Origin of the sequence: Sphingobacterium sp. UBA7038 (assembly GCF_002494055.1) — a bacterium.
Lineage (GTDB): Bacteria > Bacteroidota > Bacteroidia > Sphingobacteriales > Sphingobacteriaceae > Sphingobacterium > Sphingobacterium multivorum.
Window position 1 is genome coordinate 99077 of sequence record NZ_DLAV01000022.1, and the last position, 16051, is coordinate 115127.

15 protein-coding genes are annotated in these 16051 nt (G+C 41.1%); 7 read left to right on the forward strand and 8 right to left on the reverse strand.

Features of this window, described 5'->3' with window-relative positions; translation table 11 throughout:
* Nucleotides 1-3: 3 nt before the first annotated feature.
* Genes B3H30_RS15080 through B3H30_RS15100 form a run of 5 tightly spaced genes read right to left on the reverse strand, consistent with a single transcriptional unit; the run spans nucleotide 4 to nucleotide 5049 of the window.
* Nucleotides 4-1287, reverse strand: coding sequence for an ABC transporter substrate-binding protein (locus B3H30_RS15080; protein ID WP_083295756.1), 1284 nt, complete (start codon nucleotides 1285-1287; stop codon nucleotides 4-6).
* Complete coding sequence (gene guaA / locus B3H30_RS15085) at nucleotides 1244-2794, reverse strand: glutamine-hydrolyzing GMP synthase (protein ID WP_046672899.1); 1551 nt, start codon at nucleotides 2792-2794, stop codon at nucleotides 1244-1246. The genes B3H30_RS15080 and guaA overlap by 44 nt, the downstream gene beginning before the upstream one ends.
* Before the next feature lie 42 nt (nucleotides 2795-2836).
* A complete protein-coding gene (pyrF, locus tag B3H30_RS15090) occupies nucleotides 2837-3673 on the reverse strand; it encodes an orotidine-5'-phosphate decarboxylase (RefSeq protein ID WP_070561124.1) in 837 nt (278 codons plus the stop codon).
* A 23-nt stretch (nucleotides 3674-3696) separates the two neighbouring features.
* Nucleotides 3697-4290, reverse strand: coding sequence for a TlpA family protein disulfide reductase (locus tag B3H30_RS15095; RefSeq protein ID WP_070561125.1), 594 nt, complete (start codon nucleotides 4288-4290; stop codon nucleotides 3697-3699).
* 15 nt (nucleotides 4291-4305) lie between these two features.
* The gene (locus B3H30_RS15100; protein ID WP_070561126.1) at nucleotides 4306-5049 is read right to left on the reverse strand and encodes an RluA family pseudouridine synthase; all 744 of its coding nucleotides are present in this window, start codon (nucleotides 5047-5049) and stop codon (nucleotides 4306-4308) included.
* 83 nt (nucleotides 5050-5132) lie between these two features.
* Between B3H30_RS15100 and panB the strand changes: the two genes are divergently transcribed.
* The 6 genes from panB (at nucleotide 5133) to B3H30_RS15130 (ending at nucleotide 12438) form a co-directional block, all read left to right on the forward strand.
* Nucleotides 5133-5948, forward strand: coding sequence for a 3-methyl-2-oxobutanoate hydroxymethyltransferase (gene panB, locus B3H30_RS15105; RefSeq protein WP_070561127.1), 816 nt, complete (start codon nucleotides 5133-5135; stop codon nucleotides 5946-5948).
* Nucleotides 5949-5954: 6 nt separating this feature from the next.
* Nucleotides 5955-6557, forward strand: a complete 603-nt coding sequence (locus tag B3H30_RS15110) for a hypothetical protein (protein WP_070561128.1) — start codon at nucleotides 5955-5957, stop codon at nucleotides 6555-6557.
* A gap of 83 nt (nucleotides 6558-6640) precedes the next feature.
* A complete protein-coding gene (locus B3H30_RS15115) occupies nucleotides 6641-6793 on the forward strand; it encodes a 30S ribosomal protein THX (RefSeq protein ID WP_070561129.1) in 153 nt (50 codons plus the stop codon).
* Between the two features lie 184 nt (nucleotides 6794-6977).
* Complete coding sequence (locus B3H30_RS15120; RefSeq protein ID WP_070561130.1) at nucleotides 6978-8039, forward strand: efflux RND transporter periplasmic adaptor subunit; 1062 nt, start codon at nucleotides 6978-6980, stop codon at nucleotides 8037-8039.
* A 6-nt stretch (nucleotides 8040-8045) separates the two neighbouring features.
* Entirely contained in the window at nucleotides 8046-11129 is a 3084-nt protein-coding gene (locus tag B3H30_RS15125) for an efflux RND transporter permease subunit (protein WP_070561131.1), read from the forward strand.
* A 7-nt stretch (nucleotides 11130-11136) separates the two neighbouring features.
* Nucleotides 11137-12438 carry a TolC family protein gene (locus tag B3H30_RS15130; protein ID WP_070561132.1) on the forward strand — a complete coding sequence of 434 codons (1302 nt, stop codon included), beginning with the start codon at nucleotides 11137-11139 and terminating at the stop codon, nucleotides 12436-12438.
* A 123-nt stretch (nucleotides 12439-12561) separates the two neighbouring features.
* On the opposite strand, the gene B3H30_RS15135 is transcribed toward B3H30_RS15130, so the two are convergent.
* A complete protein-coding gene (locus B3H30_RS15135; RefSeq protein ID WP_172462508.1) occupies nucleotides 12562-12828 on the reverse strand; it encodes a hypothetical protein in 267 nt (88 codons plus the stop codon).
* Nucleotides 12829-13152: 324 nt separating this feature from the next.
* On the opposite strand from B3H30_RS15135, the gene B3H30_RS15140 reads away from it, so the two are divergent.
* Nucleotides 13153-13878, forward strand: coding sequence for an acyl-[acyl-carrier-protein] thioesterase (locus B3H30_RS15140; RefSeq protein WP_070561133.1), 726 nt, complete (start codon nucleotides 13153-13155; stop codon nucleotides 13876-13878).
* An 82-nt stretch (nucleotides 13879-13960) separates the two neighbouring features.
* On the opposite strand, the gene B3H30_RS15145 is transcribed toward B3H30_RS15140, so the two are convergent.
* Together B3H30_RS15145 and B3H30_RS15150 are read right to left on the reverse strand one after the other, a co-directional pair.
* On the reverse strand, nucleotides 13961-14590 hold the full coding sequence (locus tag B3H30_RS15145) for a gluconate 2-dehydrogenase subunit 3 family protein (protein ID WP_070561134.1): 630 nt from the start codon (nucleotides 14588-14590) through the stop codon (nucleotides 13961-13963).
* A 19-nt stretch (nucleotides 14591-14609) separates the two neighbouring features.
* Entirely contained in the window at nucleotides 14610-16043 is a 1434-nt protein-coding gene (locus B3H30_RS15150; RefSeq protein ID WP_070561135.1) for a Gfo/Idh/MocA family protein, read from the reverse strand.
* Nucleotides 16044-16051 lie beyond the last annotated feature (8 nt).

Here is a 16051-nt window from a genome sequence, read left to right on the forward strand (position 1 = left end):
AGATTATTTTCTTTCAAATTTTTTGTTGTGATAAACCATCATACCCAAAGCTCTATTGGCATAGCCCCATTTTGGATAAAATTCAAATTTGTAATCGCTATTCAATCCCGAAAACTTATCCTGCGTCATTCGGCTAACATAATCTACGCCATATTTGTGGATCAATCGACCGAAATACAACGCCGCGTCATAACCTTTATAAGAAAATTCAGACGGGTCCACTTTATAAGCCGATTTATAATTTCCAATAAATTTACGGGTATCACTATCACTCTCATTCACCAAGTTGGAAGAAGTAATAGTAAGTCCATAAAAATCCATATTTTCGAAATTCTCATACGAAAGCTTAGCCATGTTTGGATGTCCATACAACTTAAATTGATTACCTGGATTCAAAAAGCGTTCGTCCATCTTATCCAATAAAGCTTTAACAAGATTCTTATTGGCTGTACCACTTACAATATGATTTGAACCGGTCAAGACAAGACTATTATCCAGTTCAGCAAGATTATAAACCGTTTTCACTTTTGCCTGTGCATTGGCTTTTGAAATTTCGCTAACAAAATTAACTAGAAACTGTTTGCTTTCATCGTCACCGGCATCGTATACTAATATTTGATCACCCGTATAGTATTGATCAGCAACATATTTCGCCAATGTCTCGGAATGTGTTCGAATAGAAGGTGTTATGGAAACCAAATTAGGTAAGCTAAATTCAGAAGCCATAGTGGCCGCCAAGGGAGAAACTTGCAGCACATTCTTATTTGCAAATGTTTGCCCAAAGCTTTTTATCTCACGTGGATACACTGGGCCCACCACAAGTACGGCATCCTTCACATTGACCGCTGTCCCCAAGGTCGCATTATAGGCAACATTGTCTCGAGAATCAATTACTTGTAAATCAAATAAAGCGCCCTCTTTGGCAATTTTGTCAAGGCCCAACTGAAACCCCTGATAAAAATCAAGTGCCAGGGAAGAACGCTCCACATCTTCTTTTGTAATTGTACCGGCAATACCACTTAACTCAAATGGCAATAGTAGTGCTATTCGATTATTCTTCACGGCGTGCCCATTGACATTTTGCACATCGCCCACTTTGGCAATCGTCGTCTCTTTGTCAACGGCCGGTTTAGTCACAGCAGTTTGCTGTTCGCCTTGACCAGAGGAAGGCGAACGCAATACTGTGCTTTTTTTGGTTGTACAGCTTGCAAGGCATAATGCTACAAGTGCCGCAACCCATATTTTATTCCCACTCAATTGTAGCGGGCGGTTTTGAACTGATATCATATACAACTCTGTTTATTCCTTTCACATGGTTGATAATTTCATTTGAAATTTTTGCCAACAGGTCATATGGTAAATGTATCCAATCCGCAGTCATTCCATCAAGAGAACCAACTGCACGTAAGCTAACAACATGCTCGTAAGTACGCTCGTCACCCATCACGCCTACAGAACGCACTGGCAAGAAAATTGTACCAGCTTGCCATACTTTATCGTACCAGCCAGCTTCCTTCAGGTTATTGATAAAGATCGCATCAGCCTCTTGTACAATACGTACACGCTCAGGCGTAATATCACCTAAAATACGAATTGCCAAACCTGGTCCAGGGAAGGGATGTCTGCCTAAAATTGCCTGATCCACTTCTAAAGCTTTTCCTACTCTTCTTACTTCATCTTTAAACAACGTTTTAAGTGGTTCTACGACTTTCAATTTCATAAAATCAGGTAAACCACCAACGTTATGGTGTGATTTGATTGTTGCTGAAGGTCCTTTCACTGAAACCGACTCGATAATATCGGGGTAAATTGTGCCTTGTCCCAACCATTTCGCTTCAATTCCCTCAGGTAATTCCTTTTGGATTTCTTTTGCAGCTTCATCAAAAACATCAATAAATGAATTACCAATGATTTTGCGTTTCTCTTCTGGTTCAGAGATCCCAGCTAATCTACCATAAAATAAATCTTTGGCATTTATTCCTTTAATATTTAACCCCATATTTTTGTAAGAATCCAATACCTGCTCGTATTCATCTTTACGAAGCAGACCATGATCTACGAAAATACAATGTAAATTTTTTCCAATTGCTTGGTGCAACAATACCGCTGCTACTGTCGAATCTACGCCCCCTGACAAAGCCATGATAACGTGATCGTCACCCAATTGTTCTTTCAAAGCGGATACTGTTGTTTCAACAAATGCGTCTGGTGTCCAATCCTGTGCACAACCACAAATGTTTACAACAAAGTTTTTTAATAAGATAGCACCATCTGTACTGTGTGTTACTTCCGGATGGAATTGTATACCATAGGTACGGGTGCCTTTTACTTGATAAGCTGCAACGCGCACTTTATCCGTACTTGCAATAATATCAAAATTTGCAGGAACTTCTTTGATGGTGTCTCCATGTGACATCCATACCTGCGATTGAATGGGTACTCCTGCCAATAATTCATTCTCGCTATTGACAAACTGCAGATTTGCACGACCATATTCACGAATTTCAGATGGCAACACTTCACCTCCTGATTTTTGAGCAATGTATTGCGCTCCGTAACAAACTCCTAAAAGTGGGAAACGATCCTGAATAGCAACAAAATCAATTTGCGGTGCGTCTTCTTGTCTAACAGAATAAGGACTTCCCGAAAAGATAACACCTTTTACGGTATCGTCAAAATCTGGCAATTTATTGAACGGGTGTATCTCACAATACACATTTAGTTCTCTGACACGTCTAGCGATTAACTGTGTGTATTGAGACCCGAAGTCTAGAATTATAATTTTTTCTGGCATGCTGCAAAGGTAAGTATTACGAATGAATTATTAAATGTCAAATCAGGAAATAATGCCTGCTTTTAACAGTTCTACTTCCATTTCTTTCTGTAGAATCAGCGCTTCCTCCCGTGCCCTTTCAGCGAAATCACGTCCGTTTGAGGCATAGATAATTCCCCTTGTGCTGTTTACTAAAAGCCCGCAATCTTTGTTCATACCAAATTTACAAACATCTTCAAGCGAGCCGCCTTGAGCCCCCACTCCTGGAACCAATAAAAAATGATCTGGTGCATGTTCTCTAATTTTAATAAAGCCCTCCCCACGTGTTGCTCCGACCACATACATCAAATTATCAGGTGTACCCCAAGTATTGACTTTATCGATCACCTGTTCGAACAATTGCAATCCTTCTTTGTTTTCAAAATTTTGAAAGTCCAGGCTACCTTCATTCGATGTCAACGCAAGTACGATTGCCCATTTATCGTTAAAATCCAAAAATGGTGTCACCGAGTCCTTCCCCATATAAGGTGCGATAGTAATACTATCAAATCCAAGTCCAGACGTCTTTTCATCAAAAAATGCCATCGCATAACGTCCCGACGTATTACCGATATCGCCCCTTTTTGCGTCAGCAATACTGAAACAATCCTTTGGCAACGCTGCCCAGGTTCTTTGAAGCGACTGCCAGCCTTTAATACCATAACATTCATAAAACGCAATATTAGGCTTATAGGCAACACATAAATCAGCTGTTGCATCTATGATGGCCTTATTGAAGCTATAGATCGGATCCTCATCATCTAAAAGATGCTCCGGGATTTTGGTGAGGTCTGTATCGAGTCCGACACATAGAAATGAGCGTTTCGCTTTTATTTGATGAATAAGTTCTGCTCTTGTCATACTATATTTAGAGATCTTAAAAATTATTTATTGATTAAATCTTGCATAAATTTGCCTACATCCGGACTTGAATAATCCGCCATACCTTCATGCCGTGTCGCGATCTTACCCGCTTTGTCCAATATCACCGTTGATGGAATCGGTCCCGAGAGCCATTCTTTTGGAATATCGCTATTTGGAAAACTAATTGGTAGGATTAACTGCTGTTCTTTCATGAAAGCCTCTGCCTTAGCCCTGTCGCCTTCAATCTCCACAATTAAAAACACTATATTTGGGTCATCTTTATACCGCTCATAGAGTACATTGATCGAAGGCATTTCGGCACGACAGGGAGCACACCAGGTTGCCCAAAAATTAATAAAGACCACTTTTCCCTTCAGATCCGCCACCTTGATTGTTTCTCCCCGCGAATTGACAAAGGAGACATGATTGAATGAAGTCTCTGGAGCCCGCCTGTCGGATTCTTTAGTAGTTGAAACAAGCTCCAGTTTAGGGTTGAAAAACCCCAATTTCATTAAAAATTGCTGAAAATAACTTCTACTTGTTGGCCAGATCAACAAACCGATGAGCAGTACAAATACAACATTTCCGATGATGTTTCTTGTCTTTGGACTCATTAGGCAATCCCGGTATTAAGCATCGAACTTATCCAACAGCTTCAATAAGGTCGCAAAATCCTTTGGATAAGGTGCCTCAAAAGCCATCTTAACTCCATTCAACTCAAATTCAACCTGTTTTGAATGGAGTGCAAAACGTTTCATAATAGGCTGCTCCTCTTCATCTTTCGACAATGTATATCCCCTTTTCTTAATTTGGGACAAATACACAGGTTTACCGCGATACATGTTATCCCCCACGATAGCGGCATGTTGTGTGGCGAGGTGAATACGGATTTGGTGCATACGTCCTGTAATAGGTTTACATTCCACCAAAGTATAATTCTTATAGTATTTGATCGAATTGAAGATGGTCTCGGCCGGTTTACCGTTTGCACGGTCAATAGATACGTTTTTATTGCCCTGGTTCAAGATGGGTAAATCGACAAGCAAGTCCTGAAAAGTATGTGTACCTCCTATGACCGCATGATAAATCTTATTCACTTTTCTTTTTTCAAATGCAATGGAGATTGTACGGTATGTTTCTGGATTTTTTGCAATTAGTAAAATACCCGAGGTCTCTTTATCCAGGCGGTGGCACACCTGTGCATCAGGATGATATTTCTTCGCCAAACGAAGAATATTGACCTCCCCTCCCTCACGTTCATCTAACGAAGCGACAAACGGCGGTTTATTGATAACGATCAAATTTTCATCCTCATGGATGATTAATTCTGAAAATTTGGGGAATTTAAATAGACGAGTCTCATTTTGTATCATTCTGCAAAAATACAAAACACAAGGCAGAATATTGGTCAATGTATGATAAAAAGCTTACTTTTGAACACACAATATAAGTTAAGATGTCTGTAAACAAAGAAATGAAACGAGTAAGCACAGCAATGCTGCAAGCCATGAAAGAACGTCAGGAAAAGATTTCTATGCTTACAAGCTATGATTACTCCATGGCCAAAATGGTCGATCAAGCCGGTGTTGACGTTATTTTAATTGGAGATTCTGCTGCTAACGTATTCGCTGGCTACGAAACTACCTTGCCTATCACCCTAGATAATATGATCTACCATGCCGCTGCCGTTGCTAGAGGTACCGAACGTGCCATGGTGTTGGCAGATTTGCCATTTGGATCTTATCAGGGCTCCGCCAATGAGGCTTACAATGCCGCCGTACGTATGATGAAAGAATCAGGTGCGCACGCATTGAAACTAGAAGGAGGTCTTGAAATCATCGAAAACATCAAAAAAATCATTGCCGGAGGCATCCCTGTATGTGGACACCTGGGCTTGACTCCCCAATCCATCAATAAATTTGGAAATTTTGGTGTGCGGGCGAAAGAAGAACAAGAAGCCGCTAAATTAATAGACGATGCCCTCGCTTTACAGGAGGCGGGCTGTTTTGCCATTGTTTTGGAAAAGATACCTGCAAAATTAGCTAAAACAGTTACCGAAAAATTGGTGATTCCAACAGTTGGTATTGGAGCTGGACCGGATTGCGATGGACAAGTCCTTGTGGTTAACGATATGCTGGGTATGAATGCTGATTTCAAACCAAAATTTATGCGTCATTTCGCTAATTTGCACGAACAGATCACAACTGCAGTAGCTCATTATGTGGCCGAAGTAAAAGCGGTACAGTATCCGAACGAAGACGAACAATATTAGAAAAATATGCGGTTTTTGATCATTGGACTTATTATTCTTATTGCTTATCTGGTGATACGCAAAAAATTCAATCTATTTGGGTTTACCGAGGATATGTCCAGAAATTTAAAATCAGGTTTTCAATTGATTGAAGCTTCATCTCCGGTCATCCAGGCAAATCTAAAGAAGAGCGTTTCCAACGCCATGATGGGGGTTGTCCTCATTTTGATCACCGTCTTGCTGTTCATGAAGATAAAAATTGTCCTGTTCCTGCTTCCGATAGCCTTTTTCCTGCTAGGTTATCTTTTTCTGTTCAACAACCACTTTAGCAAGCTCAAAAGCCAGCAAATCTGGTACAATGCCAAAACCAATGAAGTTTTTATTGAACAGCTCAAAGGAGAAAATTATGCTTTTAACATGTTTAAGGACATAGAAGCCGTTCAGAAAATCGAATCAATTCAAACGACCAAAGGTTTATTATACGGCTACTACCGTCTCAAGTTAAAGAACAAAATAGTAGAGATCCCCTATTTGGTCGCCGAAAACAAGCCGGTCAATAATTTATTTTTCGACACCATTAACCAAAATTTCACCATAACTGTTCAAAAACGTATTTTTCCAATCATTTAAAAATGAACAAATTGAATATCTAAAAAGAATGTGGTATATTTAGGTAATTAATAAAATTTGTTAAAACCAAAATATTTCACACTATGGGAAAAGGTGACATCAAGACCAGAAGAGGAAAAATATCGAATGGTTCTTTTGGAAAAAGAAGACCACATGTATCGAAAACTGCAATCAAGGCGGAAGTAAAACAAGAGGCTCCAAAAGAAGTCCAACCAAAAGCAAAATCAAAGAAATAGTAAACAGGAAGCTAGAAAGTTATTTCTAGCTTTTTTTATTTCCAACCATTCGCGCTCGTCCATTTCGCTGTCCATTTGCAAAGTTTTCGTGGTATTGTAAAATCCTTTTGACAACTGATATCGGCATAATAATAAACCTATATTTACCTGTTAAATGTAAAAAGTACATAAGAGACTATATCGTATGAATAAAAAATCGATCATTTACCTCCTTTTGGCCTGTGCTGTGTTTGGAGGTGGATACTTTCTGATAACTGCTAAAAAAGATAAAAAAGAAGCTGATAAGCCCAATGGAAAAAAAGATATGCCCGTCCCCGCACAGGCTATCATTGCCAAATCTTCCGTCGCCGATAGATCCATTAATCTCTCGGGAAGCATTGACGCAGAAGAGCAGGTTGAAATCAGAAGTGAAGTAAGTGGTCGAATCACCAAAATCTATTTCTCTGAAGGACAGCGCATCAAACAGGGCGAGCCCTTGATCAAGATCGATGATATTGAGCTGCAGGCACAATTAAGACAAGCGCAAACAACAAATCAGCTGAATGCCGAAAATGAACGTCGGGCCAAACTGCTGTTGCAAAAAGGAGCAATCAGTCAGGAAGAGTTTGATATTGCCAGTGCAGCCTTAAAAACCTCCTTAGCACAGATCCAGTTGATTCAGGCACAAATATCCAAAACAACCATCCGCGCCCCTTTTAGTGGCATGATTGGACTTCGGAACATTTCCGTAGGTGCCATTGTCTCATCCAGTACCCTGATTACAAATTTAGTGAAGGACAATCTTGTCAAAGTTACTTTTGCAGTGCCCGAAAAATACAGCAATATAGTTAAAATAAATATGCCCATTGAGTTCAGTGTAGCCAACGACCCAACGATCATTACAGCAAACATTTACGCTATTGAACCACAAGTATCACTTAACACCAGAACACTCACTGTCCGCGCCAGAGCGACGAACGATCAGGGCAAATTGAAAGTCGGATCCTTTGTTAACGTTATTGTGCCGATCGAAGTGGAAAACGATGCGATATCCATTCCTACAGAAGCTATTGTTCCCGTACAGGACGGAAAGAAGGTCTTTGTACTACAGCACGGCCTCGCCAAGGAAGTGAAGGTTGAAACAGGTGCACGTACCGACAAGGACATCGTTATTCTATCTGGCATCAGTGCCGGCGACACCGTTTTAACCACGGGCGTTCTGTCTTTAAAAGATGGAGCAAAAGTTAAGGTATCATTAGCTAACTAGTTGTACATGAATTTATCTGCAGTTTTTATTAAACGCCCTGTTTTAACTATTGTCGTCAATATTACCATCATCTTGTTTGGCTATATTGGTTTTAGTTTTCTGGGCGTACGCGAATACCCCTCCATTGACCCCGCCATTGTTTCTGTCAGAACAAATTATGCCGGTGCCAATCCTGATATCATTGAATCTCAGATTACCGAGCCACTAGAGAAGGCCATAAACTCGATCGATGGTATTCGTAACATCTCTTCTTCGAGTAACCAGGGATCCAGCAATATTACCATCGAGTTTGATTTAAAAAAGAACCTGGAGGAAGCCGCAAATGATGTCCGGGATAAAGTATCCCAAGCCGTCCGAAGCCTACCACAGGATATTGATGCTCCACCGGTGGTATCCAAAGCCGATGCGGATTCCGATCCCATTATTACGTTGACATTGCAAAGTGAGACACGCGACAAACTGTCCCTGAGCGACTACGCCGAAAATGTGATTTCTGAAAGGTTACAAACCATCCCCGGCGTCAGCAGCACACAGATCTATGGCCAAAAACGTTACGCCATGCGGCTATGGCTCAATCCCGACCGTATGGCTGCCTATGGTATCACGGCTTCAGATATTCGTACAGCATTAAATAATCAGAATGTTGAATTACCTTCGGGAAAAATTGTCGGAAACACAACCGAGCTCACCGTAAAAACTATAGGCAATCTGTCTACCCCCGATCAATTCAACAACATCATTCTAAAAGCCGACAGCAGCCGTATCGTCAAGTTTACCGATATTGGTCGGGCCGAAATAGACGCTGAGAATCTCGAAACAAAAATGGTGAGTAATGGTAAACAGCTGGTCGGTATTGCCATTATTCCGCAACCGGGGACAAATTACCTTGATATTGCCAACAATTTTTATAAAATGCTCGATCAGATCAAAGAAGATCTGCCGCAGGATATTATACTCAACATCGCTTCTGATAATACGACATTCATCAAAAAATCAGTTGAAGAAGTCGCCGAGACACTCCTGATTTCGATCATACTGGTCACTCTAATTATTTATTTTTTCTTTCGAGACTGGGGCATAGCGTTACGTCCGTTATTGGATATTCCGGTATCCTTGATTGCGACATTCTTTATTATGTATATTTTTGGTTTTTCCATCAATGTACTGACGCTACTCGCTATTGTACTCGCGACGGGGCTTGTCGTCGACGACGGGATCGTTGTTACCGAAAATATCTTCAAGAAAGTTGAAGAAGGAATGTCTCCAATTGAAGCCGCGCTAAAAGGGTCTAAGGAAATATTCTTCGCTGTTATTTCCATTTCAATTACACTTGCAGCGGTATTTTTACCGGTTATATTTCTTCAGGGCTTTGTGGGAAGGCTGTTCCGGGAATTTGGTGTCGTCATCGCCTCGGCCGTATTGGTTTCGGCATTTGTTTCCCTCACCCTTACACCGATGCTCAACGCTTATCTGATCAAAGGTGGTGGCCACAAAAAGACGAAGTTTTACGATTGGACAGAACCCATGTTTGTCAAAATGAATAAAGGTTATGCCAAGGCTCTGGAAAAATTTATGAAATTCAAATGGATAAGCTTTCCAATTCTGATCCTATGTTTTATCATTATTGGTATCCTTTTCTCCTCCATTAAAAAGGAAACAGCGCCTTATGATGACAGAAGTAACATCTCCGTCAATGTAACAGGTCCTGAAGGTGCCACCTATGAATACATGGATCGCTACATGCAGGAATTGGACAAATTGGTCTACGACTCCATTCCTGAAAACAAAATCAGTTTAAACATTACCTCTCCGGGTTTCGGCGCGAGCTCAGTCAACTCCGGACGTATACGGATGACTTTGGTTGATCCTGGTGAGCGCAAAAAATCACAGGACGATATTGCCAAGGAGCTCACTAAATGGACAAAACAATACGATGCCGTACGCGTAAATGTTTCTCAAACGCCAACGATATCCATGAATCGAAGAGGTGGATTACCTGTTCAGTACATTATCCAAGCACAAAATTTTGAAAAACTTCAGGAAAAGATTCCCGAATTTATGAATGAGGTCAACAGCGATCCAGCATTCTCGACAACGGATATCAACCTGAAGTTCAACAAGCCCGAACTGCATGTCGAAATTGATCGTCTGAAAGCACTTAGTCTGGGTGTTTCCGTACTTGACGTTTCACAGTCCCTCCAATTGTTGTTAAGCGGTCAACGTTTCGCCTATTTTATGCGTGATGGCAAACAATATCAGGTCATTGGCCAAGTTGAAAACGACCGTAGAGCTACGCCGACAGACCTTGCTTCAATTTATGTACGTAATAACATCGGTCAGCTTATCCAGTTAGATAACGTCGTAAGCGTCAGGGAAGAAAGCAGCCCACCACAACTCTACCACAATAACCGGTACATGTCGGCTACAGTTTCAGCTGGCTTGGCGCCAGGCATGAGCATGAGCGACGGAATTGCAGCAATGGATCGCATAAAAGAAAAGGTACTCGACCAGAGCTTCACCACTGACCTTAGTGGTGAATCACGTGACTTCGTTGAAAGTAGCTCCAATACCTTATTTGCTTTTGGTCTTGCTTTATTGCTTATATATCTAATCTTGGCAGCCCAATTTGAGAGCTTCCTCGACCCATTTATCATTATCCTTACGGTGCCTATGGCCGTTGCCGGTGCACTAATAAGTCTATGGCTATTTGATCAAACCTGGAATATATTCAGTCAAATTGGAACAATTATGCTTATCGGTCTCGTGACCAAAAATGGTATCCTGATTGTTGAGTTTGCCAACCAAATGCGTGAAGAAGGGATGGAAAAATTTGAGGCAATTATGCACTCTGCCGAATCACGCCTCAGACCGATCCTAATGACAAGTTTAGCCATCGCCTTGGGTGCATTACCGATCGCCATGTCACTTGGAGCTGCTTCGACCAGCAGAATTGGTATGGGGGTTGTGATCGTTGGCGGTACAATATTCTCCCTTATCCTAACCTTATTCATTATCCCGGCGATCTATTACATGTGGTCAAGACAAAAAAAGCATAGACCTGAATTTGATAACATTAAAAGCTACGAATAATAAAGACATGAAGAGAAATTTCATCCTATTAGTATTACTTTACTCCATCATGTTTCAAGCTCGGGCGCAAGAAGTACTGACTTTGGAAGATGCACTGAAAACCACGTTGAGCAATAACTTCAATATTCTCCTGGCTAAAAATGACAATAACATTGATATGGAGAATACCAGTTTAGGAAGCGCCGGTATGCTTCCAGCAGTAACTGGAACGTTCAACAGAAGCAACTCCATCCAGAACTCCAGACAGGTCAGAGCAGATGGTCAAATACAGCAGATCTCCAATGCAAAAAACGACAACATGTCTTATGGAGTCAACCTAAACTGGACGATATTCGATGGATTGGGTATGTTTGCCCGTCGCGATCGCTTCAAAGAAATACAACGCCAAGGGGAAGCGGAGATCAAATATCAAGTGATCACCCAGCTCAGCGAAGTCATGGCAACCTATTACAATCTGGTGCAGCAAAAGCGCCTGATAAACGCACTGGATACCACCATTACCTTATCGAGATACCGCGTCACGCTGGCCGAAAATCGCCTGGAGATCGGAAAAGGCTCCAAGCTGGATCTCCTGAATGCGAAAGTCGATTTAAATACCGATCAGACAAACTTACTCAGACAGCAGGAAAGCTTCAAAAATACCAAGACTTACCTCAATCAGCTGATGACACGCGACTTGAGCCTAGATTTTCAGGTTGAAGATGAAATGAAACTTGATACGGATCTTAAACTTGGTAATCTGATCGAAATTGCCGATCGCCAAAATCCACAAATCCAGCTCGCCATCATCAACAATCGGGTGGCCGAACTCAACTTAAAAGCAGTTAAGGCCGAACGTTATCCCAAAATTGGATTAAACAGTGGTTACAACTGGAACGAATCCCACTCCTCCCTCGGTTTCTCGACAGAAAATAAAAATAGAGGTCTTACCTACGGTATATCGGCTTCCCTTAATATTTTCAATGGATTTCTTCAAAATAGAAACGAACGGATCGCTAAATTTCAGATTAAAGGTTCTGAGCTGCAGATACAACAACAAAAACAAGATATTCAGGCACAGGTCAGAACGCTGTTCCAAACCTACATCACCAATATGGAACTGGCTCATGTAGAACGGAAAAACGAGGAGCTGGCAAAAGAAAATTTAAACATCACCATGGATAAATTCCGTATCGGTACCATCACAACTTTGGAAGTAAGAACAGCGCAGTTAAACTACATCAATGTAATGACTCGGAGCTATACAGCACAATATGATGCAAAGGTATCCGAAATAAGGCTAAAAGAATTGACAGGCGAAACATACTAGAAATTTCTTTCAGCATGAGGTCCTCTTCATGAAGGGACAGGATTTTGAAGCGCTTTTCAGCAGCATCTATTCTTAAAAAGCGAAAGGCTCCTTAACTAAATGAGGAGCCTTTCGTTTGTCTATTTAATAGTCTATTGCTATAATAGATTTCAGTGGTATTAACACGCCACTTTTAATCTGAATATATCTATCGGTTAACGACCATACGGTGGTCTCGATACGCTTTGGTCCGGAATCAGTCTCAAAGGCGATTTCAGTTTTGGATTTAAACTCATTTCCCAACCGAAGTGCCCCTTTCAATTTATCCATAAAAGTCGCTGTCTTATCTTCACTCGCCGGGATAAATTTAAATTGAGGAATTTCCTCTTTAGCTATTAGTTCTCCAACCATAATACTAGCATTTAATGTGTAAATTATTGTTTTGCGCTATGCTACTCTTATAACGCTTTAAAGCCAATCTTATTTTATCTCTTTCTGCCATTGGCTTATTTAAATCTACCGATTCCCATGATAAAAATCAATTAAATCCTTGAAAACTATCATTTATTTTACAATAAAAAAACGATTGTACTTTGGACACACTACTCCCCTTTGAGGGTCACCGGCAGGTCCAACAGGCATTTATAACGAGATATCTAAATATAGTGTCATTTCATTTTGAATTTATAGCCCAAATCATTCATATTACCTATTTTTGATCAAAAAAATATGTAAATGGAAAAATCTGTTTTTGAAAAAGAGTGGGAAATTTATTTCACGCAATGCTATTCTAATGGCCGTATTCGTTTCTCCGATTTATCCAATATTCTGCAGCTTACCGCGGGAGAACACGCCAATGCTGTGGGATTCGGTTTTAAAGAAATGGCCAAACATAACCAAACTTGGGTACTTAGCCGCATACGTATAGAGATTGCACGATTGCCCAAATGGATGGACATCGTCAAGGTTAAAACTTGGATACAGGAATTAGAGGGCGCACGCTCAACACGGAATTTCGAAATTACCGTCAATGGACAGATCTATGTTACGGCAACCAGTTATTGGGCTGTCATCAATACCGTGAAGCGGAGCTCTGAAACACTCGCGATTTCCACCGAAAATTTTACCACCTATCCGGATCGTCCCGCAACACAACGGCCATTTTCAAAATTGGATATTTCCCAGACAGTCAAAAATCTTGATGAATATTGTGTTAAGCTCTCGGACCTGGATATTGTCAATCACGCCAACAATGTAAAATACCTGGACTGGTGTATGGACAGGTTGCCCATTGAGCTTGTATTGACCAATCAAATCAAATCATTAGAGATGAATTACCTGCGCGAATTACGCTATAATGATACCGTAGAGATTAATGGTGATGCGACAGATCAGGGTTACTTTATGACAGTGACCAAACAGCAGCGCATTCATTTTGCGCTAGCCATAGAAACAAAATAAAAAGGGAAAACAAGATAAGAACGCGAAACAATAAAAAAAGGGAGGCTACGGGCCTCCCTTTTTATCTTACATAGCGCATCGTTTATGCAAATGCCTTATCGCCTTTTTTGTAAGGAAGGTTACCATCAAATTTTCCCGGAATCTTCACAAAACGTAATGCTTTTGTACAACCCAGCTCCGAGTTAAAGAAACCGGTCAATGTCAATTGCTTGAACATCGTAAACCAATGTGGTGGATCGTTCTCAACATAATTATACAATTGATTTTGTTTTTCTTTATTCTTCTCCAGAATATCCTTTTGATCTTCAGCTTGCTTTTTATTAAACTCGTTTGCTTCTTTATCCAAAGCAGCTGCAACAGCCGTTCTGTCTTCCGCAGAAAGCTCCAGGAATGGTTTTCCTTTCACCTCTTTTGCCTTATCATCTAAGCTCGCAAAACCAGTTAAAAATGCCTTTTGTTGCTTCTCCGTATAACAATCGCGAACCATGACTGGGATAAAACTTCCTACCCCTGCTTCTTTCGCACCCGGAGTTGCGGTAGCTGGTAAGATTGCTTCAGCCAAGTCACCTAATAAATCAGTTGTCTTCGCTTCAAATAATGCTTGCACATCTTTGGTTGCTGAGCGTGTACAACCTTCCAAAAATAAATTAGCGCCGATAACGGTACCTCCTAAAATTAAGGCAACTCGTTGTAATGCTTCTCTTCTATTCATACTACTAAATATCTTAATTTTAGAAATTATATTTCATTTCCCAACCTTGTCTGTAATTACGTTTTACATATTGATTGACGTTGTCAAAGTTGGTGACACGCATGTTATCGTTATCCCACAACAATTTCAGGTTACGTCCAGGGTATTTACCATCAATACGTAAATCAGCACCTCTGATTGCCAGGTTAGCCATTAATAAAGCTTCTGTCAACGGACCTGCTATTTCAAAAGGTGAACTTACTTCTTTCTTGCCGTATCCAGCCTGACAAGCTTCAACCCATTGTGCGTAGTGTCCACCTTCTTGTCCTGGTACACGGGCATATTTCTGTGCCACCTGCTCTTTTCTTGAAGTCGGCAACAAGCGTGCATTCTGGCCGTAGGTATCCGCAAGGATTTTACCTTTTGTACCTACAAGTAAGATACCGTTACCACCATCACCAAAAATTTCGTTTGGACCTAATTCATCCGGGCGAGCAGGCTGAATACCACCATCCATCCAATGTAAAGTCACCGGACCATTGGTACGTGGTGTTTTAGGGAATGTTAATGTCGCATGGCTCGACGGAGGACAGCTTTCAGGGAAATATCCACGTTTGAATTCATCCACATACACCGATCCTACAGTTGCCTGTACATCCTGTACATATGTCAATCCCAAGGTACTGAAAGGAACTTCCAACAAGTGACAGCCCATATCGCCCAATGCGCCAGTACCATAATCCCACCAGCCGCGCCAGTTGAAAGGCACCAATTTATCCACATACTCTTTATAAGGCGCTGTACCTAACCAAAGGTCCCAATCCAATTCTTTTGGAACTTCGGCCTTGCCTGTAGGCCATGCAATACCTGAAGGCCATACCGGACGATCTGTCCAACAATATACCGTATGTACATCACCGATCAGACCTGCTTCATACCACTCACGTACAAAACGTGGTCCATCATTCGATGCACCTTGATTTCCCATCTGGGTAACCACTTTATATTTTTTAGCTGCATGCGTCAATGCTCTCGCTTCCCATACATCGTGAGTCAACGGTTTTTGAACGTACACGTGTTTACCCAATTGCATAGCTGCAAGTGCCTGAATCGCATGTTGATGATCTGGAGTTGATACAGAAACGGCTTCTATACGTTTGTGCTCCTTATCCAACATCTCACGGTAGTCTTTGTAATACTTTGCTTTCGGGTAACGTTTCAACGCACCAGCTGCACGACGGTCGTCCACATCACACAAGAAAGCAAGATCTGCTTTTCCTGAATCATGGAATGCATTGATGTCACTAAAACCTTTACCCCCTACACCAATACCTGCTACTTGTAATTTGTCACTTGGAGCTGTAAAGCCATTTCCGCCCAATACATGGCGAGGGACGATCATAAAAGCCGCAGCAGCTGTTGCCGCGCTCTTTATAAAACCTCTTCTACTCGTCTTATTTGAGTTATTTTCCATTGTTATCA